Here is an 18615-nt window from a genome sequence, read left to right as displayed (position 1 = left end):
AAATATGTTATATCATAAAAGAACATACGTTCTTATTTTAAAGGAGGAATTTGTAATGATAAACGAACCCATTATCGTAAAAAAAGAAGCTTTCCAAGCAATCGGCGTTTCGATTACGACGACTAACGAAATAGAGGCATCTACTGAAGGAAAAATTCCCGAGCTCTGGAACCGATACTTTCAAGAACAAATGATGCATCACATCCCAAACAAAAAAACGAAAGCAACATTTGCTTTCTACTCAAACTACGAATCAGATGAAACTGGTACATATACATTCACAATCGGTACGCCCGTTTCTTCATTAGAAGACGTTCCTGAAAATATGACAACTTTAACAATACCTGCTGCTACATATGCGGTATTTACAACGAGAAAGGGACCAGTTGCTGAAGTCGTTTGCGAAGCTTGGGAATATATTTGGCAATGGTCGAAAGAAAATAAACGTGCCTTCACAACAGACTTCGAGCTTTACGACGAAAGAGCATTAGACCCAAATCATGCACAATTGGATATTTATATTGCGTTAGCCTAAAAAAAGATGCCCATTCGGCATCTTTTTTTGTCGTTAAATAGCTACTGGGCAAATTCATTATTATTGTCTACAATGAGAAAGTGCAGTATAGAAATATTAGAAACTGTATAAAGTGAAACTATAATCAGTGGGGGCATCTCCCATTAAGTATTAGCCCTCACCAATCGGGCGTTTACTGGTTTTTTAGTTTAAATTTGTCACATAGAAAGGAAGCAATATGGAGGAACTACAACAAAATAAAACTGCTTTAGAAGGAAGCGGAAAACCGTTATTAAAAAATACGAATTTCCTTTTTCTTTGGGCAGCTACTCTTTTTTCAAGCTTTGCTTTAGCCTTTTTTACTTTTTCACAAACGTGGTACATAGCAAAAACATTAAACCTTGAAGCTTCACTCGGTGTTGTTTTCGTAGCTCTTAGTGTTCCAAGGCTTATTTTTATGATTGTCGGCGGCGCTGTAGCTGATAAATTCCCGAAAAAAAATATTATGTTTTACTCCAATATCATTCGAGCGATTCTTGTCGCAACCATTCTCACATGGTTTATCGTTGGTGATGTAACGCTATATACATTTGCTTTATTCGCTTTATTCTTTGGACTTGCTGATGCTTTCTTCTGGTCAGCAGATGGATCTATCTTACCGGAATTGGTAGAAAAAAGCCGGTTAACACAAGCGAATTCACTTACACAAATGACGAACCAAGCATCGGTCATCTTAGGCCCTGTACTTGGCGGAATTCTCATTAAATTCACGAACTATGAGACAATATTTTCCATTACGATTTTATTACTGATTGTCGCTGCCATACTCGTTCAAAAAATACAATTTACGATGCCAGAACAAAAAGATACAGATAAAGGTATGTTCACTTCCATTAAAGAAGGAATCTTATATGTAAAGGAATCGCCATTCCTTTCAACTTTCCTTATTTGTAGCGCTTTTTTAAACTTATTTTTAATCGGTCCGATGCAAGTTGGTTTCCCGCTTTTTGTTAAAAACGTGCTGCATGGTGATTCGCTCCAGTTTAGTTACTTAGAAGCATCTGTAGGCGGCGGAATGGCAATCGGTGCTGTCATTGTCGGTTTAAAAAATATTAATCGTAGACGCGGTCTATTTTGTATTATCATGATGCTACTGTCTGGTGTCTTCTTCTTATCCATCAACTTTAGTACCGTACTATGGCAAGCATTATTAGCTGGCATGTTTTACGGTATTACAATCGCAATGGCGATTGTACCGCTTATGGCAATGATTCAATCGACAGTCAAAGAAGAAATGATGGGACGCGTAATGAGTTTACTTATGCTATCATCAATGGGCTTTATCCCGCTCTCTTATGCATTCACATCCATCGCGCTTGCAATAGGAATTCCAATCGTAACCGTTATGAAAAGCGGTGCAATCGCCGTTATTGTCTTCGTACTCTTTGTAGCGATTCGTGTTCCAGTTGTAAGAAAGTTTGATTAACTACTTGGAGTCATGCATTTACGCATGGCTCCTTTTTAAAAGGATCAAATAACGGTATCCCCTTACTTCTTCTCACAGCTGCTCCCCATTCTAATCCAACCTCTAAAAATAAATCCCGCACTGTACTATATAAAAGTGCCTTCACATTTTTACGGATTTCCCCGTATTTATACGCCCTCACAACACTTTTCACGCGCCAAATGAAATTCCCATACACTTCTTCATCAGCTAATATTTGCTCCAGTAAAACACCTTGCTCTAGTAATCCACTCTTTTTATATGCAAGTTCCACCTTACTCCAAAATATATTAATCTTCTTCGGATTACTCGTCATCGGCAGAAGTGCATATATAAAAGGCTTCGGTATATCATGACGGCAATACGTCTCATCAAGCTCGTACGTTATTTTTCTTTTCTCTTTTATTTGTGGAATGTTTTTAGAAAGAATTGTTTCCCTTTCGCTTTTTTGCTCCTTTCCGCTACAGCCAGCTGTATAATCCTCACTTTCACATGCGGACATTTTCATACGGTCATCCATGCGGTCAATTGCAGATATAAGAAATACATATAAGTTCGCACTATATCCGCCGCGCCTATGTCTTTCTTTTGTCGCAACACGCTTTATAATTCCTAGTTCCTCTAACTTTGCAATAGAGCGGCGTACTGTACGAATACTCTTTCCAACATTTGTAGCAATCGTCTCCATTAATGGACAAGCAACCCCCACTGTTTTCTGTTTCTCATTCACTGCATACTTTCCTAAAAAATGAATAATGGTAGCATCCGTTTTATTTAATTGAAATCGATAATGTTTCAAAACTTGTTTTTGATATGTATTAAACTCTTCTTTACTTCGAAATTCACTGTATGGTTTCATTAAATTATATAAGCTTCCCATTTATATCACCTCATTTATAAGTAAGAGGCAGGAAGAGAATTTGGCGTGGAATTTAATATTTTTTTAATGGAGATGAAAATATGATCGTAATTAGCGCTTGTTTAGGTGGTATAGCTTGTCGATATGACGGAAATGACAATCTCGTTTCAAAAATAGAGGAGCTTTTGCAAAAAGAAGATACAGTCCTCATTTGTCCTGAAGTATTAGGGGGATTACCAACACCTCGCCCCTCAGCTGAAATTATTGGCGGGAATGGCGACGACGTTTTAGACGGAAAAGCGAAAGTGATGACAAAAGATGGTGAAGATGTTACAGAAGCTTTCGTGAGCGGTGCTTATAAAGCGCTAGAACAAATTAAAAATTTACACCCAGAATATATTATTTTGAAAGAACGTAGTCCATCTTGTGGTAGTTCTACAATTTACACTGGAGAATTTAACGGGAATAAACAAACTGGTTTCGGAGTGACAACTGCTTTATTTAAAAGACACGGATTTAAAGTCATTTCAGAAGAAGAATTTGAAAGCAAAAAAAGGAATTGACCCTGTTCGTCAATTCCTTTTCTATCTGTCTTATTTCACGCCTAATTTTTCTTTCACTTTCGCTGGAAGCTCGTCTTTCTTTACTTCTTCCCAAGCTGATACACCTTTTTTATCTGAGTGATATACGCGTAGGAATGCTTCTTTACGAAGATTTTTTTGAGCTGTAAATTCTAATTCTTTCTCTTTACCGTCTTTATCAAAGCCAGTCAACTTATATTCATAATCTTTAAATTTTTGACCATTATCAGCTTTACTATGAACTTCTTTTCCATCTACTGTAATTTGAACGTAGTACTCATCTTTACCCATACGGTTTAAATCACAACCAACTAACAAGCTTGCGAATACAACTAAAATACTAAATAGTGCAATGTATCTTTTCATTTCCTTCACCTCATATGTTTTTTCTTATATTCTTATCTTAAAGCCCAGAGCTTAAAGAAGAAATTCAAAAACATGACATGAACATTACACTTTTGTAAGATAATAATTATTTCTTCACTTTAGAAATTGTCATTCCATCATCAATTGGAACGAGTACAGATTGTAAATGCGGGTCGATTTCTATCATTTCATTAAACTTCTGTATAACGTTTTTGTTTCGCACGCTTATCAGCTACACTACCGCCAATAACGTCTTTCACGCCAATTTTTCCACTTATCACGTAATTTCCTTATACCGTTTATTACGCCTTCTATTATACCCTCAATTATAATCTCTATTACAAAATATCTTACTAAATTAATAATAGGTTTAATTACGTATCTCCCTATGAATTCAAAAATATCCTCTATCATATTTTCCTCCTTCTTTCAAAAGGAAGCTGCTACTCCTCCACATCCTTTTACGTCCAGTTACAATTGCTGCCCTACTGCGGTATATATCAACAAAAATAATACGGCAACAACATCCACAATAACGCTATTGAATTTGGAAGAAGCTTCGGTAAATACTAATACTATAATTATTTTTTCACCTATATTGGGAGATGCTCCCAAAAACTTTATAAAATCAAAGACAACTTTACTACAATTCTTCCCGTAATTAATTTATTATCGTGGTAAACCGTCTTCCACTACATCCGTAACAGTTCCATTCGGTTCAAAGATTACACGTAATGATCCTTCTCCACCATAACCAGTATAGTCATATACTGAATAAGATTTATATTTCTCAATCACATGTGGCTGTCCAATTGTAGCTTTTACCTGATTCGCGGGCATACCTTTTTTTATTTTCAAATAGTGATTGTAACTTACTGCTGCCGAATTGTTATTTACATCTTTATACCACGGTACACGATCGTTTTTTTCTTCATATTCCTTTACAGGCTCTTCAATACGTTTCGTAGATACCCGATTCTCCTTATCTTTATCTGTATCCTTTATAGCAGTACGTTCAATATTCACAACGTAACCATATGTATTTAATTCAACCATAATTTCATATGTACCATCCGTATCTTTTTCAGTATAAAATACGCGTTTTTCATTGTTATTATAATATTTTATGTTCTCACCATCGTAGTCAATCGTATTAAGAATATCCGTATACGTCATACCTTCCTCAATCTTTTGAGATTCGTCATGAGAAATATAACGCTTCTTTGATGATGGAGCATCCTCATTTTTAATACTTTCACGTTTACTCGTGGTCATAGGTGTTTTCTTCTGATCTTTTAATACTTCTTCACCTTCGGCCTTCGCTGGTTGCTTTGCTCCTACTTTTGTTAATACGTCTGTATCGCTAGAACAAGCTCCCAAAATCGATACTGTAGTCAACGCCACCCCTACTATAAGTACTTTCTTAAATAACTTCATTCTAATCCCCCCGGTGTTTTTTAATATCTAGTAATCAACGTATTTTAATGAATACGGAACTATTCAGTTCTATACAATTTGCTATAGCCTTCTCCCTCATACACCTTTTTTATATAAAGTGAAACTTTAATCAGCCCTCACCAATCGGGCTTTTATGGGATAAATCTACCTATTAGTAATAACCGGTGAAACTACAGCTAGTCCGAACACGATCGCCAATCATCTTCGTTACAAATATTAACATTAAATACAACTAATAAATAGTATATTTCTTCTATTTATTTACATTTCCGTTACGAAATCTTATCTTAAAACGAGCAATATGAAACTGGAATTCACAATATAAATCGCATATACTATATATAATAACATTTAAATTAAATTCCAAAGTAACTTTACATGCATTTTCTGTTTTAACGCCAAAAGAAAAGACCTTTCTAACGACTTTATTCCATCGCTAAAAAGGCCTTTTCTATTTCGGCTAAAAACTTAGCATTCTTCTGGTTTACCAGCATTCGTCGCTGTACGGAAAGATGATCCACATCCGCATGATGCGATTGCGTTTGGATTGTCGATTGTGAATCCACCGCCAAGCATAGATTGTTTATAGTCAATTTTTACTCCTTTAACAATTGGAGCACTTTCTGTATCGATAACAAATTCAACACCGAAAAACTCAAGAACTGTGTCGTCTTCTTTTGGTTCTACTTCAAATCCTAAGCCGTAAGAAAGACCGCTACATCCGCCGCCGTGTACAGCAAGGCGCACGTACTTCTCTCCATCTTCAGCATCTTTTAACATATCTTTAATTTGAAAAGCTGCTTGTTCTGTTACTTCAATCATGAAATACACCATCCTTTCTGTTCTTCTTCTATTATACATCTTTACGCTTCTATCTTGTACTCATACACTCCGCGGCAAATTACTTCTGCTGGTCCTTTCATTAACACGTTTCCTTCTTCAGTCCACGCAATCATTAAATCGCCGCCAGCTAAATGAACTGTAATTTCCTTACCTCGTTCCATCTTTCCATTTAAAATAGCAGCTACAACTGCAGCGCACGCTCCTGTTCCGCAAGCTTGTGTTACACCAGATCCACGTTCCCAAACGCGGAAATTCATCTCGTCCTTATTCAAAATTTCGATAAATTCAACATTTACTCGCTCTGGAAACATTTCATGTGTTTCAAGAACTGGTCCAAGTGTTGTAAGAGGTGCCTTTTCTACATCATCAACCAAAATAACCGCATGCGGATTTCCCATTGAAACAGCTGTAAATGCATAACGATGATTATTATATAAGAAGTTTTCACGAATAAATGGCGTTTCACCTTCACCAAGCATCGGTATTTCTGCACGTGTTAGACGCGGTGCCCCCATATCGATTTTCGCTAATGTCACGACACCATCTTCTACTGTTACTTCAGCCGTTACAATACCAGCTAACGTTTCAATTGTGAAAACTGTTTCTTCTACTAGTTTATGCTCATACGCATATTTCGCTACGCAGCGCAAACCATTACCACAGCTCTTTCCTTCAGAACCATCATTATTAAACATGCGCATTTTCACCGGAGCTACGTCTGAAGGGCAAATTAAAATCATCCCGTCTGCTCCAATACCAGTATTAATATTTGAAACCTTTTCGGCCACAAGGGCTAAATCTTCTTCAGGAATTTGCTCTTCAAACATATTTACATATATATAACTATTGCCAAGACCATGCATTTTTGTAAAAGAAAATTGGCTCATTTATATTCACTCCAAAAATAATTTGTTATGTTAAGTATAAAATGCATGCTTTTAGAACACAATATGAATGTCCCCCGTTTCTCATATTTGACAACGTTTGGCGATGAGCCACTCTTACACAATTTGTGTAAGAAAAAAGCCCTTCTAAAAAGGGCCTTTTTTTATTTATCCCACTATTTTCAATTGGGGAAGGCTAATAATCAGCATTAGTCTTCCCCACAAAATAAAGTTTTATCTAATGGAAAAGGTGCTGCTAATTCGCAACACCTTAAAACATTGGATTTTCATCCAAATACTCATATACATTATTAACAAGCTCTTCTACTGTTGCACCTTGTACAACTTCACCATTTACAAGTGCAAACGGTCCTTCAAAACAAATACCACAATACCCTAGACAACCGTACTCCATTACATCTAAATTCGGATCTTTTTCTAATTTTTCTAGAGCTGCTTGTGAACCACTTGCAAGGTTACCTACACAAAATTCAATTAATGGTTTAATCAAAATTCTCCCCCCTGTACTACAAAACAAATTACCTTTTCACTTTATCTATAAGAAGAAAACTAAGCTGTTTCTTGTTGTTTTCGTTACACAGTCTAAACTATTTAGTTACTTCATTACTTCACTTCAAAGTAGATGACTTCTTCTATATAACATGCTACTTCCAATGAAATAGTAACTACAAAGGAAAAACAGTTTATTTTACTTTTCTTCTTATTGTACAACAGAGTATTCATTCATGCATTGTTATTTGTTCACAAATTCGATATAATTTGATTGAGTAAAGTCAAAATATTTTATTAATATAAAATTTTATGATTAGGGGATATTTCAACAGAAAAGGGGTAATCCATCATGAAACACCTCGTAATACTAGGTGGCGGCTACGGTGGAATGAGAATTCTGCAAAGGCTACTTCCAAGCAACCAACTTCCAGATGATGTACAAGTGACATTAATCGACAAAGTACCATATCATTGCTTCAAAACTGAATATTATGCATTAGTTGCGGGTACTATTTCAGAAACGCATATTCGTATACCGTTTCCTGAACACCCACGCCTCAATATTCAATACGGCACAATAACAAATATTGACCTCGAAGAAAAAGCTGTTCATCTCGATGGCGGCGAAGCAATCCAATATGATGACTTAATTATCGGACTTGGCTGTGAAGATAAATATCATAACGTTCCTGGGGCTAGGGAATATACACATAGTCTACAATCAATTGAACAAACACGTAAAACATATGAACAATTAAATAGTCTAGAACCAAATGCAACAGTAGCTGTTGTTGGTGCTGGCTTAAGTGGCGTTGAAGTAGCAAGTGAACTTCGTGAAAGCCGTTCTGATTTAAAAATCTATTTATTTGATCGAAAAGATAGAATTTTATTCCCGTATCCAGAGAAATTAAGTAGATACGTAGAAGAATGGTTCGTAAAACATAAAGTTAATATTATAAGAAACTCTAACATTACAAAAGTGGAACCAAATATTGTGTATAATCACGATGAACCACTTGAATGTGATGCAATTGTCTGGACAGCTGGTATTCAAGCAAATGAAGTTGTTCGAAACCTTCCAGTTGAACAAGATGGTAGCGGACGGGTTGTCTTAACGAAATATCACAATATTCCAAACAACGAGCATGTTTACGTTGTAGGAGATTGCGCAGCACTTCCACATGCACCATCTGCCCAACTTGCTGAAGGTCAAGGAGAACAAATTGTCCAAATATTATTAAAACGTTGGAATAATGAACCACTCCCTGATGAACTACCTGTTATTAAATTAAAAGGTGTTCTAGGATCTCTTGGTAAAAAACACGGATTTGGTTTACTCGCAAACCAACCGTTAATGGGACGTGTACCGAGATTATTAAAATCTGGTCTTCTTTGGATGTACAAATATCATAAGGGTTAATACTTTACAGGCTGTCTACTATGTAGGCAGCCTCTTTGCATCAGTTTTTAAAAATTATCAGACACATCTTTCTCAATATTTATAATGATTTATTTTTCATTTTTATATTAAAAAATATTGATAAACATTGTATGCTATTTGTAAGTTGTTTTATTATTTCCTTGAAGACCGAATTCATTCGGTCTTATTTTTTATGTGATAAATACTTTTGTAGGAGGCATTACATTCCACTTATGAACTTATCGAAACTAAACAATCGAATAGAAGCGAAAAAGAAAGAGTTAATCTATCTCGTTGAACGATACGGATTGACTCATGATAAAGTGATTTCTTTCAGCCAAGAATTAGATCGTTTACTTAACTTATTAATAAAACTCAAGACGAAGAAAAAACGTTGCTCTTTATAACCGTTATCTTCTCTTTTTTGATACGATATAACTAGAATCAGAAAGGAGCGATTTATGTTTATATTAAAAAACGTTATATATAAAGATATACTACACATTCCTTATTTACAGATTCAAAAAGAAAAGATTACTTGCATTATCGGTGAAAGCGGAAGCGGAAAAAGCACGTTGCTTCGCATGTTAAACGATTTACAATCTCCAACATCCGGCACAATTGAATATAACGGAAAATTAATTTCTGATTATCACCCTATTCAATTACGTCGTGACGTAGTTATGCTTGGGCAAACTCCACCTATTTTTGATGGAACCGTTAAAGACAACCTATTAATGGGACTTCGTCTTTCTGAAAAACCATTTCCAAATGATGATGCCCTGCAGAGTGCATTACAAACCGTTAGCTTAGACAAGCAATTAGAAGATAGCGCCTCCTCACTATCTGGCGGTGAAAAACAAAGACTTGCCTTTGCACGTATCGTACTTATGGATCCGCCTGTCTATTTATTAGATGAACCTACTTCAGCATTAGACAGTGATACAGAACGCCACGTTATGAAACAATTTACTGAACTAGCACGAAAAAAGAAAAAAACAATTATCTTCATCACACACTCACAACAACTTCCAAAAGAAGTTGCAGACGACATTATTGAGATTAGTAAAGCAAACGGTGCAACTAGAAAGGAAGTGCTCTCTGTTGAAGGGCGTTATTGAACTCCAAATTTGGCAACTTGCAGCTGCCTATATTTTCATTCTTATTTTAATTGGACTTGTAAAATTAAAAGGAATACCTCGCGAAAAACAAATCGCTCTCGCAACATTCCGTATGACGATTCAGCTCGTACTTGTTGCATATGTCCTTACATACGTATTTGAAAACAGTAATCCATTTTATACAATTGCTCTCATTACTTCTATTACTACCTTTGCAATTTTTAATATTTATAAACGAGTTAACATCCCAATGTCTAAAGAATTAAAACGAGTAGCCGCCCTTTCCATGGTCGCTGGATCAATTGGGCCACTTCTACTATTTATCTTTGTTATTATCGGACATGATCCGTGGTATGCTCCGCAATATATCGTCCCTATTACAGGAATGTTAGTTGGGAATGCCATGACTGGTGTTTCTCTCGGCGCAAATACGTTCTTAAACAATATGAAATCGCAAAGAGGTCAAATTGAAGGTGCACTTATGCTCGGCGCAACACCGAAAGAAGCAGCTGCTCCGCTCATTCGAGACGCTTTTGACTCTGCTATTTTACCAACAATTAATTCTATGGTCGGAATGGGAATTATAAGCTTACCAGGCATGATGACTGGTCAAATATTATCCGGTGTATCACCATTCACAGCCATTCAATATCAAATCGCCATCATACTCGGTATTTCTGGAAGTACTGCCTTTGCTGTCATTATCTTTTTACAGCTTGGATATAAAACGTTCTTTAATAAGCGATGTCAATTGAAAGAAATTGACTATGGTGCACGGTGAATCGTGCATAGTTCACGATGAATGAAATTATATTAACGATTTTTTCAATATATCTATCATAACTTGCAATATATCAACGATTTTTCAAATATATCTATCATAACTCAGAATATATCAACGATTTTGTACGAAATATCGATTTACCGACAAAAAGTGACATAATAAAAAGAGGAGGCTATTTGCCTCCTCTTTTTATTTGTATTACGCCTTCTTCACGAACTGTGATTTTAACTTCATAGCTCCGAAACCGTCGATTTTGCAATCGATATCGTGATCGCCATCAACTAGACGGATACTCTTTACTTTCGTACCGATCTTCACAACTGAAGAAGTTCCTTTTACTTTTAAATCTTTAATAACAGTAACTGCATCGCCGTCTTGAAGAACGTTTCCGTTCGCATCTTTTACAACTTTCGCACCATCATTATTTTCAGCTTCTGCTTCTTGGCCCCACTCATGAGCACATTCTGGACATACGAAAAGAACGCCATCCTCATACGTATATTCTGAATTACATTTTGGACAATTTGGTAAAGTAGCCATAAATTCATTTCCTCCGTTCATTATTTATACGTAAAAATCAAAATTGATGTTTACATCTCGATAAATAAAATTTGTATAGCATTTCTTTATAGTGCCATAGTCTCACGTTATTGACAAGCCTACCTCAAATTCTCATTTTTTATTGTATTTTACAAAATTTCAATTTGTATGCCGTTTTTCTATTTGCTCTTCTACTAATTTTAAAAATCTTCGTTGTGCATTTTTATTTTTTACAAGCAATCGAACTCTTAGCTTACTTTGTAAATATGAGCGAACTTTGTAGTTCGTAATAAATAACTTTCGATACTTTTCGTCTTCATATATCATTCGAAACCATTCATACTGCTGCAAGTAAAGTATGTTAGCATCAATCTTTTTCGTGTGTAAACCCGTACTTAAACTAATCGATCCTATTAGAGCTTCTATTACTGCTGAAATCATTTCTCTCCCCCTAATAAACAAAAGAAGAACCTTCACAAGATTCTTCTTTTCAAAATGAACGAGTTCCCTCTAGAAACCCCAATTATTTTCTTCAATGTAAATTTGATATTCTTCTACTTCTTCTTCACTTAACTTCTTATTATTTTCATATACCTCTTGCCACTCGAAATAATCTTCATCGAAATAAACAGCAAATTTAATTTTCACGTTTTTCTTCTCTGTATAATCATAACCAGTAAACTCTACTACGTCATAATCTTTTTCTTTCTTCACAAACTTCCAAGTTGGATTATCAGTCATAATCTCTAAAGTAACCCCTTCGCCACTTGAACGAACAACGTTTTTAATATTCGGCTCAGTTGGTAAAAAGGACAGCCCGAACGCAGCTAATCCATACACAATCCCGACTATAATCTGTAAACCAATCATACCAGCAATACTCACGCCGCCCTTTGATTGTAAGAAATACGCCTTCTCATGATCAGACGCATCTTCTCCCTTACGAAAAACACGAACAGCCTGCTTATAATATAAACGGTTTCCTTGCCATCCAGTAAATATCATCATTCCTAATTGAAGAGCTAAACTAAATGTTACATAAATCCCATCTGGAATATCTATAAAAGGGGGTATAACTATACTAGGTATAGCCAATAACGCAAATATAATAAATAACTTATACATTTTACGATAAGCTAACCAAAAAGTTGGGAAGAAAAAGGCTACCCAATTCCATGTATTCCCTTGCGCTGGATTTTCTACTTTACCCCACTTAAAGTCATAATAAGCTGTATTCTTTTGAACAACTTTATGTAATTCTTGTGGAGAAATCGTTTCTTGTAAAACCGTGTCCTTCACGTACATCATCCTTTTCTTATTTCTATATACATTTATTGTATATGGACAAAATGAAGGAATCTAACAAAAAGTACACATATTTCATAAAAGTGAACGGAAATCGAATATATTCCGACAATTATCCGTTTCTTATTTCATTTTACTTTTAAATATATTAAAATAATCGTGTATCATACCTTTAATACACTAAGTTAATTATTTTATATATTCACTAAAAGGATGCATCAAAATCATTTTTATACATCCTTTTAGTGAATATATACTACTATTTTAAAACAAACATCTCGACTTAAGAGCGCTCACAAATTAGCCTTCTACTATTTCAAACATATTTCCACTTACACAACTAATGAATAGTCCATTATTACCTGCCTCAATTGATACAATAAAATCTATTACAACAACATTTTTAGGGAGTTTAATTATATCTTTTACTTCACCACATTCAGCATCAAGTATTATCAATTCTAAATTTGAAGTTGCAATGTAAATTTCTCCATCTTTATATAACAGAACCTCTGTAATATCATGTAGAGTAGTATTGTTCCAAAGCACTTTACCTGTTTGAATATTAATACCACAAATTCTGCCTTCTCCTAAGGACAATACCATCATCTCTCCGATAAGAAATGGAGGCAATTCAATTTCAAAAGACATATTTACTTCATATAACTTTTGACCGCTCTTATGATCATAACATTGTATTTGTCTACTTACCCCTTCATATCCATACTCAGTTCTTGTTAATAGTATTTTTGCTTCCTTTGATTCAATGCAAGAGTACCATACCTCATCAAAAGCTTTTTCAAAAATTAAGTTACAGCCTTCTTTTCCATATTCCCACTTTTGTAATACCTCCATTGCTACACATATAAAATGTTCATTAGTTAAAGTAACTGGTTCATTTGGATTACAATCTTCCATCATTTGTTTCCATCGTGTAGAAGCATCTAATAATTGAATGGCAATTGCAACATTACTATATGCATCAACTTCCCCATCTTCATCAAAAGGATTCCCTGCTAATACATAGTAATCTGGGCCAAGATGGCACTGCAATTTTTCTCCTCCGACTCGAACATTCTTTTCCCATACTTTTACTCCACTTTCAAGCTCTAATAAAACATTGTAGCCTTCTTGTGTAATAACTAGTAAACGTGGTAACTCTTCTCCCGTAGTTTTTACATCTTGTATAATATGCCCTTCTATTTCTAAATCCCATAGAAGCTCTCCACAACTTGATGAAATAGCATACAATTTCGCAATACTTTCTCCAAATCTATTTGCATGCCAAATAATTACGACACCATTCACAGTAATGCAATTACAATCTTCTACTATTGGAATACGGCACTGCCAAATCTCTTCTTTCGTTTCACTATCGAGTTTACGAATTCTGTGGTTATTTTCCTCTACATAAAAGATACTCTTCTTATCATGAGATAGTACCGGAGTAAATATCGGTTCAACCTCTCTCCCTTTTAAATACTTCCATTTTAATTCATACTTGTCACTTGTAGAATGATAAGTTCGATACATAATTTCGTCATTTCCATTTACAAGTTTAGGAACAAATGGATCAATTTCTAACATTCTATGGTAAGCATCTTTGATTCGAAAAGAATCAACTCCACTCATGTAAATCTGCCCTATCTCCTTTTTAAGAAACGAAAAGAGTACTCGTAAAAATTGCTCGCTATCAACACTAGCTAACTTCTTGCCTCTCTGATTAATAATGAGAAACTCCCCATCTTTCTTCTTAAATTCCATCTTTTTTTCATATTCATTTAAGAAAATTGTAGCGTCATCATATCTAAAGACCTCGATACAAGCGTCAAACAACTGACAAATCGGGTCTATTATGTCTGTTTTTTCTTGAAACACAATACTCTCATCTATACTAAGTACTATTTCTCCGGCATTTTCTGTCGGCAGTTTATTTAGTTCGATTTGAAACTTTTTCATTATTTCCTCCCTCTATTGCGTGTTATCTAAACTAACTATAATATATGACATAAGATTCTTAAAACTATTATTTGAGGTGACCGAATATGAAGAGTACAATTTGGGCAGACGATGACTATTTAAAACTAGCACCCATTAACGATGAACTAATCAAAAAAGCAGAAGAAGTACTGAACGTAAAACTTCCAGAATCATATATAAACCTTCTAAAAGAACAAAATGGGGGAACTCTTCGTCTCGATGTTCACCCTACTTCAAAGCCAAATTCTTGGGCAGACGATCACGTTAATGTATCTGGTTTATATGGTATTTCTTTTAATGAAAATGAATCTAGTATTTTAGAGAGCCGCTATTTAATTCGAGAATGGGAAATGCCTGAGAATATCGTACTTTTATCTGGTGATGGACATACATGGATTGCATTAGACTATCGAAATGTAGCTGAAAATCCTCCAGTTATATTTATCGATAATGAATTTGAGGAAATTATTGAATTAGCACCTAACTTTGAAAGGTTCTTACAAAACTTAACTACTTATGAATATGACGAAGAATAAGCCTGGCTCTAAAAAGGAGCAAGATTTTATTACAAATTTACACGCCACTTTAAAACCACTCGGCTTTAAGAAAAAAAGACATACATTTTTCAAAGCTGAAAACGGATTTTATAAGCTCATTAACATACAAAAAAGCCAGTTTGGAGATGATTTTTATATAAATATAGGAGTTCACCCTATCGGTCTCCCGCAGCTTATTACGAACCAATTACAAATAAAAGAAAACATTTCAATATTCGCTTGCATTCTACAAACAAGAATAGAGCCTATACATATCAAACAGAACCAGCTATTGCACAATGTTTCACATGAAACTATCAACATTCCGAATTACCTTTCTACTATTTTCGACTGGTTTCAAACGTGGGCATCTTATGAAAATTTAGTGGAAATAAATATACATTCCATTACTCCGATACTAGCTGTCGTTCCAATATTAGAAGAAAAAGCGTTTCTACTTCTTACCTGTTTTTCTTTCTACAAATTAAAACAGTACGAACAAGCTAATCGCTACTTACAGCAATATTTACATTGCACCGTGCATCTGAATACCGAGGAAAAAGAGCCCATATTCTTTCACGAAGTTGATATGTATATGAAAAAACTAGTAGAAAGTACAATGTAATTTCACATTGTACTTTCTACTAGTGCTTTATATTCCTCTTGTAACTTTTTAAATCGTTCTTCATACTTTTGCATCTTCACAGTATCCGTTTTTGAATTAAGGACTGGCCTTCTTCTCCCAGTCACCATTATATTTTTCCCATCTATTGCATCGTTCATATATACGTAAGGTTTAAAAGACTCGCATACCGTATATGGCAATGCTACAGAGAGTTTTGCATACTCTTCCACTTTAAATTGATTAGATAAGCTTAACTCCTTTAAATTTTTCAATTGCATTAACGGTTCTAATGAATCATCTTTAACCTTTAAATTCATCAAAGTAAGCTTTTGCAACTGCTGTAATTCAGCGAGTGGTTTTAAAGTTTGTACTTTCATCGCTGTATTTATTCCACCACCCATATAGAAGGTATTAAGTTGTGTGCACTTACTTAAAGCACTTAAATCTTCTAACTTAGAAAAATCATCAATTAGTAAGGATTTGAGTTTTTTATTATAATCAATGTCCCATAACGTCTTCGCTTTTGTATTCCAGCACATATACAACTGTTGTAAATTAGACAATTTCTGAAGGCTACTTAAATCCTCGACCCTCATTTCGTACACGTATAATATATCGGGACAAACATACGTAAGAATATGATCAAACTGCTTTTGATTTACTGTGAACATCCATAACTTTTTAACTTTCAAAGATGCTAGTCGTTCTATATTTTTTGTTTTCCCCTCAATCGCTACTTCTTCTAAATCACCAGCTATACCTGCTAAGTCTTTCATAATCTTCGGCTGATCACCAATCGGAAACATGTTATCCCCCCTACAACTCCCAAGTAATATTCATTTCTTCAAATGAATCCTTACTAACTTCCAATCCTTTACTATCTTCCGTTCCAATCATTGCTACTTCTTCTTTGGACAACTTAATTTCCTCATTTGGACTTTGGATTTTTTTCTTATACACGAGTTGTAAAAGCTCTATTTGTTCCTCTGTCAGTTCATACTCTTCTTCCAGTCTTTCCATTGCTGATTCTGTATCAAGTAATGGAATTTCTAATAAGAATCCGCCGTGCTCTTCCATCTCTTCAAATGAATCAATTGAATACGCACCGCTATCCTCAATCCAAAATGCAGTTGTAATAAAAGGAACTGTTTCGCCTTCTACTTCTTCTAATACGTATTGAAGTGCTTCTTCTTTCGCAATATCTATTACTTCCGAAGGTGCCCCTTCAAAATAATTTTTCGCATCAATCCACTCATCAATTCTCTCGCTATTCACATCTTGAAGACATACAATCGTGTAATTCGGATGAAACGTAATTGTCCCTTGTCCCCCTTGGCTATCTTGCATACTATAGTTAAATCCATCCCATGAACTTTCATGTGAGAAATCTGGACAATGCGCTACATTAATTGCATGGGCAATCGAATTTAAAACGCATCCTTTCCATAATTGTTCTCTATCTATATGTAATTTATATTTACTCATCATCTTCCCCCATGCGCATATTTTTTTCTATTATCTTTCCTCTACACAATACTTGTAAATACTTTTCTATCTACTACAAAATAAAAAAGACAATACCCCCCACTGTATTGTCCATTTTCTTCCCTACCATTTCTCTCTACACGTCTCAATTAAATGCAGTAAATACCTCTTCGTCATATCTGCTCTTCTCCACCTTGAGAGCATTCTCTTTTCTTTTAGATTGTGCCGTATTCTCGCTACTTCTTTTAATAAAAGCTCCCATTCTTCCGCTGAACGTTCTGACAAGTATTGCAATCCTCTATCTTTTGAAACGATTGTTTTATGATCTAGTGTATATAAAATACGTCCCATCGTAACGACAGCTGATTCTACCCACTCTTCTATAAAAAATAAATATGGCTTCTTCGCCTTTTCACTCCAGTACTGTTCTACGTTGTATTTCATCGTATTTACTACATCATTCCATTGTATTTGCAGCGGAAGATCTTCTGCTTCTTTTCCTGTAACTGTAATGCCTTGATTTTTCAACGTCCACCATGTGACCGCATTAATGTCCCAATGACCAACATTAGCTTTACCATCTGCACAATACACGTACTCGTTCATTTCATCATTGTATTTCCCTAAGTCAGCAAGCGGAATATACATACCGTCCATTCTTTTACCTAGCGTATTGTCACTAAGTTTCTTATGTAGTTCCACAAGCTGCTGTTTTTCAGCTTCATTCACGGAATCATTTATCACTGTAACAAAATCAACATCGCTCGTTTCCTTATGAAATGCACCTAGTGCGATGGATCCGTAAATATATACCCCGACTATTTTTTCATCCAAAAAAATTTCTTTTAATTCTACTGTGTACCGCTCCATTAACTGTTGTACTTCCGTTGGTAACGCATGCTTCACTCCATTTTTCATATCTATCCCTCCAATAAAAAAGCCTTTGCAAATTCGCAAAGACTTCTTGTTTTATAAATATTTCTCGATTTCTTCATAAACATCCTTCAAACGAGGATTTCCTTCTCCAACAATTTCTCCATTTACAAGAACGACCGGATAAAATAAATCTTCTTCCACTACGCGCTCAGCGAATGCTTTTTTATCCGCATCTTCTTGTTCTTCTTGGAAATCAATATACTCGAAATTAAATTTATTTTCTTGTCCTTCATATTTACGACCAATTGCCGCTTGTAACCATTCAAACGTTTCTGTTGAAGATGGCATTCCGACGCAGCTCGCACAAATTACTTTCGTCCCATACACTTGCACATTAACCATTTCTTCTCCCCCACTTCTT

General features: G+C 35.1%; 23 protein-coding genes and 2 pseudogenes. 9 read left to right on the top strand and 16 right to left on the bottom strand.

Translation table 11 applies throughout. The features are described 5' to 3' along the window. The first annotated feature begins 55 nt into the window (after positions 1–55). Together IQ781_RS18320 and IQ781_RS18315 are read left to right on the top strand one after the other, a co-directional pair. Positions 56–535, top strand: coding sequence for a GyrI-like domain-containing protein (locus tag IQ781_RS18320; protein WP_139847260.1), 480 nt, complete (start codon positions 56–58; stop codon positions 533–535). 217 nt (positions 536–752) lie between these two features. Continuing rightward, positions 753–2000: an MFS transporter gene (locus IQ781_RS18315; protein ID WP_048656031.1), complete on the top strand. Its 1248-nt coding sequence runs from the start codon at positions 753–755 to the stop codon at positions 1998–2000. A gap of 10 nt (positions 2001–2010) precedes the next feature. Here the strand turns inward: IQ781_RS18315 and IQ781_RS18310 are convergent, their stop codons facing one another. Beyond that, entirely contained in the window at positions 2011–2898 is an 888-nt protein-coding gene (locus IQ781_RS18310) for a helix-turn-helix domain-containing protein (protein WP_016125638.1), read from the bottom strand. 80 nt (positions 2899–2978) lie between these two features. On the opposite strand from IQ781_RS18310, the gene IQ781_RS18305 reads away from it, so the two are divergent. Beyond that, the gene (locus IQ781_RS18305; RefSeq protein ID WP_016125639.1) at positions 2979–3440 is read left to right on the top strand and encodes a 2-thiouracil desulfurase family protein; all 462 of its coding nucleotides are present in this window, start codon (positions 2979–2981) and stop codon (positions 3438–3440) included. Positions 3441–3470: 30 nt separating this feature from the next. Here IQ781_RS18305 and IQ781_RS18300 read toward each other — a convergent pair whose 3' ends face one another. The 7 genes and pseudogenes from IQ781_RS18300 to IQ781_RS18270 all read right to left on the bottom strand — a co-directional run bounded on the left by IQ781_RS18300 (position 3471) and on the right by IQ781_RS18270 (position 7520). After that, positions 3471–3824 (bottom strand): YxeA family protein, encoded by a 354-nt coding sequence (locus tag IQ781_RS18300; protein WP_000833148.1) that lies wholly within the window; start codon positions 3822–3824, stop codon positions 3471–3473. A gap of 106 nt (positions 3825–3930) precedes the next feature. Beyond that, a pseudogene (locus tag IQ781_RS18295) lies at positions 3931–4105 on the bottom strand (methyltransferase). A 113-nt stretch (positions 4106–4218) separates the two neighbouring features. Further along, positions 4219–4439 (bottom strand): annotated as a pseudogene (locus tag IQ781_RS18290) (hypothetical protein). A 54-nt stretch (positions 4440–4493) separates the two neighbouring features. Next, positions 4494–5261: a hypothetical protein gene (locus tag IQ781_RS18285; protein ID WP_139847261.1), complete on the bottom strand. Its 768-nt coding sequence runs from the start codon at positions 5259–5261 to the stop codon at positions 4494–4496. 489 nt (positions 5262–5750) lie between these two features. Further along, a complete protein-coding gene (locus tag IQ781_RS18280) occupies positions 5751–6104 on the bottom strand; it encodes a HesB/IscA family protein (protein WP_000573826.1) in 354 nt (117 codons plus the stop codon). Between the two features lie 41 nt (positions 6105–6145). Then, the gene (dapF, locus tag IQ781_RS18275; protein WP_050252168.1) at positions 6146–7012 is read right to left on the bottom strand and encodes a diaminopimelate epimerase; all 867 of its coding nucleotides are present in this window, start codon (positions 7010–7012) and stop codon (positions 6146–6148) included. 268 nt (positions 7013–7280) lie between these two features. Beyond that, on the bottom strand, positions 7281–7520 hold the full coding sequence (locus tag IQ781_RS18270; RefSeq protein ID WP_000595026.1) for a YuzB family protein: 240 nt from the start codon (positions 7518–7520) through the stop codon (positions 7281–7283). A gap of 351 nt (positions 7521–7871) precedes the next feature. On the opposite strand from IQ781_RS18270, the gene IQ781_RS18265 reads away from it, so the two are divergent. The 4 genes from IQ781_RS18265 (at position 7872) to IQ781_RS18250 (ending at position 10844) form a co-directional block, all read left to right on the top strand. Then, positions 7872–8942: an NAD(P)/FAD-dependent oxidoreductase gene (locus tag IQ781_RS18265; protein WP_000682068.1), complete on the top strand. Its 1071-nt coding sequence runs from the start codon at positions 7872–7874 to the stop codon at positions 8940–8942. Between the two features lie 233 nt (positions 8943–9175). After that, positions 9176–9349, top strand: coding sequence for an aspartyl-phosphate phosphatase Spo0E family protein (locus IQ781_RS18260; RefSeq protein ID WP_001054091.1), 174 nt, complete (start codon positions 9176–9178; stop codon positions 9347–9349). 54 nt (positions 9350–9403) lie between these two features. Further along, positions 9404–10063 carry an ABC transporter ATP-binding protein gene (locus IQ781_RS18255; RefSeq protein ID WP_000470310.1) on the top strand — a complete coding sequence of 220 codons (660 nt, stop codon included), beginning with the start codon at positions 9404–9406 and terminating at the stop codon, positions 10061–10063. Then, the gene (locus IQ781_RS18250) at positions 10047–10844 is read left to right on the top strand and encodes an ABC transporter permease (RefSeq protein ID WP_000679254.1); all 798 of its coding nucleotides are present in this window, start codon (positions 10047–10049) and stop codon (positions 10842–10844) included. Before IQ781_RS18255 ends, IQ781_RS18250 begins: the two co-directional genes overlap by 17 nt. 201 nt (positions 10845–11045) lie before the next feature. On the opposite strand, the gene phnA is transcribed toward IQ781_RS18250, so the two are convergent. From phnA to IQ781_RS18230, 4 genes are all read right to left on the bottom strand, one after another. Further along, positions 11046–11387, bottom strand: a complete 342-nt coding sequence (phnA, locus tag IQ781_RS18245) for an alkylphosphonate utilization operon protein PhnA (protein ID WP_000212737.1) — start codon at positions 11385–11387, stop codon at positions 11046–11048. A gap of 159 nt (positions 11388–11546) precedes the next feature. Continuing rightward, entirely contained in the window at positions 11547–11828 is a 282-nt protein-coding gene (locus IQ781_RS18240) for a hypothetical protein (protein ID WP_000622366.1), read from the bottom strand. Between the two features lie 69 nt (positions 11829–11897). Then, the gene (locus IQ781_RS18235; protein WP_002026505.1) at positions 11898–12695 is read right to left on the bottom strand and encodes a DUF2628 domain-containing protein; all 798 of its coding nucleotides are present in this window, start codon (positions 12693–12695) and stop codon (positions 11898–11900) included. A 297-nt stretch (positions 12696–12992) separates the two neighbouring features. Continuing rightward, the gene (locus IQ781_RS18230; protein WP_000714467.1) at positions 12993–14651 is read right to left on the bottom strand and encodes an outer membrane protein assembly factor BamB family protein; all 1659 of its coding nucleotides are present in this window, start codon (positions 14649–14651) and stop codon (positions 12993–12995) included. An 86-nt stretch (positions 14652–14737) separates the two neighbouring features. Here IQ781_RS18230 and IQ781_RS18225 point away from each other — a divergent pair, with 86 nt between their 5' ends. Next, positions 14738–15208, top strand: coding sequence for an SMI1/KNR4 family protein (locus IQ781_RS18225; protein WP_002184004.1), 471 nt, complete (start codon positions 14738–14740; stop codon positions 15206–15208). Next, entirely contained in the window at positions 15195–15833 is a 639-nt protein-coding gene (locus tag IQ781_RS18220) for a DUF4304 domain-containing protein (protein ID WP_063220579.1), read from the top strand. Before IQ781_RS18225 ends, IQ781_RS18220 begins: the two co-directional genes overlap by 14 nt. Positions 15834–15835: 2 nt before the next feature. Here the strand turns inward: IQ781_RS18220 and IQ781_RS18215 are convergent, their stop codons facing one another. From IQ781_RS18215 to IQ781_RS18200, 4 genes are all read right to left on the bottom strand, one after another. Then, complete coding sequence (locus IQ781_RS18215; RefSeq protein WP_000483944.1) at positions 15836–16639, bottom strand: leucine-rich repeat domain-containing protein; 804 nt, start codon at positions 16637–16639, stop codon at positions 15836–15838. A gap of 10 nt (positions 16640–16649) precedes the next feature. Beyond that, a complete protein-coding gene (locus IQ781_RS18210; protein WP_139847262.1) occupies positions 16650–17318 on the bottom strand; it encodes a hypothetical protein in 669 nt (222 codons plus the stop codon). Between the two features lie 123 nt (positions 17319–17441). Then, positions 17442–18236, bottom strand: coding sequence for a nucleotidyltransferase domain-containing protein (locus IQ781_RS18205; protein WP_139847263.1), 795 nt, complete (start codon positions 18234–18236; stop codon positions 17442–17444). Positions 18237–18287: 51 nt separating this feature from the next. After that, the gene (locus IQ781_RS18200) at positions 18288–18596 is read right to left on the bottom strand and encodes a YuzD family protein (RefSeq protein ID WP_000248588.1); all 309 of its coding nucleotides are present in this window, start codon (positions 18594–18596) and stop codon (positions 18288–18290) included. Positions 18597–18615: the final 19 nt, after the last annotated feature.

Origin of the sequence: Bacillus sp. N447-1, from assembly GCF_022701035.1 — a bacterium.
Taxonomy (GTDB): domain Bacteria; phylum Bacillota; class Bacilli; order Bacillales; family Bacillaceae_G; genus Bacillus_A; species Bacillus_A cereus.
The sequence above is the reverse complement of the archived record's forward strand: the minus strand, read 5'-3'. Positions and strand labels throughout refer to the sequence as shown.

What these genes read in the sequence shown, in the direction of transcription:
- IQ781_RS18280 (WP_000573826.1), bottom strand. Translation starts at nt 6,104, where the DNA reads ATGATTGAAGTAACAGAACAAGCAGCTTTTCAAATTAAAGATATGTTA.
- IQ781_RS18285 (WP_139847261.1), bottom strand. Translation starts at nt 5,261, where the DNA reads ATGAAGTTATTTAAGAAAGTACTTATAGTAGGGGTGGCGTTGACTACA.
- dapF (WP_050252168.1), bottom strand. Translation starts at nt 7,012, where the DNA reads ATGAGCCAATTTTCTTTTACAAAAATGCATGGTCTTGGCAATAGTTAT.
- IQ781_RS18235 (WP_002026505.1), bottom strand. Translation starts at nt 12,695, where the DNA reads ATGATGTACGTGAAGGACACGGTTTTACAAGAAACGATTTCTCCACAA.
- phnA (WP_000212737.1), bottom strand. Translation starts at nt 11,387, where the DNA reads ATGGCTACTTTACCAAATTGTCCAAAATGTAATTCAGAATATACGTAT.
- IQ781_RS18225 (WP_002184004.1), top strand. Translation starts at nt 14,738, where the DNA reads ATGAAGAGTACAATTTGGGCAGACGATGACTATTTAAAACTAGCACCC.
- IQ781_RS18320 (WP_139847260.1), top strand. Translation starts at nt 56, where the DNA reads ATGATAAACGAACCCATTATCGTAAAAAAAGAAGCTTTCCAAGCAATC.
- IQ781_RS18315 (WP_048656031.1), top strand. Translation starts at nt 753, where the DNA reads ATGGAGGAACTACAACAAAATAAAACTGCTTTAGAAGGAAGCGGAAAA.
- IQ781_RS18200 (WP_000248588.1), bottom strand. Translation starts at nt 18,596, where the DNA reads ATGGTTAATGTGCAAGTGTATGGGACGAAAGTAATTTGTGCGAGCTGC.
- IQ781_RS18265 (WP_000682068.1), top strand. Translation starts at nt 7,872, where the DNA reads ATGAAACACCTCGTAATACTAGGTGGCGGCTACGGTGGAATGAGAATT.
- IQ781_RS18305 (WP_016125639.1), top strand. Translation starts at nt 2,979, where the DNA reads ATGATCGTAATTAGCGCTTGTTTAGGTGGTATAGCTTGTCGATATGAC.
- IQ781_RS18240 (WP_000622366.1), bottom strand. Translation starts at nt 11,828, where the DNA reads ATGATTTCAGCAGTAATAGAAGCTCTAATAGGATCGATTAGTTTAAGT.
- IQ781_RS18310 (WP_016125638.1), bottom strand. Translation starts at nt 2,898, where the DNA reads ATGGGAAGCTTATATAATTTAATGAAACCATACAGTGAATTTCGAAGT.
- IQ781_RS18205 (WP_139847263.1), bottom strand. Translation starts at nt 18,236, where the DNA reads ATGAAAAATGGAGTGAAGCATGCGTTACCAACGGAAGTACAACAGTTA.
- IQ781_RS18300 (WP_000833148.1), bottom strand. Translation starts at nt 3,824, where the DNA reads ATGAAAAGATACATTGCACTATTTAGTATTTTAGTTGTATTCGCAAGC.
- IQ781_RS18220 (WP_063220579.1), top strand. Translation starts at nt 15,195, where the DNA reads ATGACGAAGAATAAGCCTGGCTCTAAAAAGGAGCAAGATTTTATTACA.
- IQ781_RS18260 (WP_001054091.1), top strand. Translation starts at nt 9,176, where the DNA reads ATGAACTTATCGAAACTAAACAATCGAATAGAAGCGAAAAAGAAAGAG.
- IQ781_RS18230 (WP_000714467.1), bottom strand. Translation starts at nt 14,651, where the DNA reads ATGAAAAAGTTTCAAATCGAACTAAATAAACTGCCGACAGAAAATGCC.
- IQ781_RS18215 (WP_000483944.1), bottom strand. Translation starts at nt 16,639, where the DNA reads ATGTTTCCGATTGGTGATCAGCCGAAGATTATGAAAGACTTAGCAGGT.
- IQ781_RS18210 (WP_139847262.1), bottom strand. Translation starts at nt 17,318, where the DNA reads ATGAGTAAATATAAATTACATATAGATAGAGAACAATTATGGAAAGGA.
- IQ781_RS18255 (WP_000470310.1), top strand. Translation starts at nt 9,404, where the DNA reads ATGTTTATATTAAAAAACGTTATATATAAAGATATACTACACATTCCT.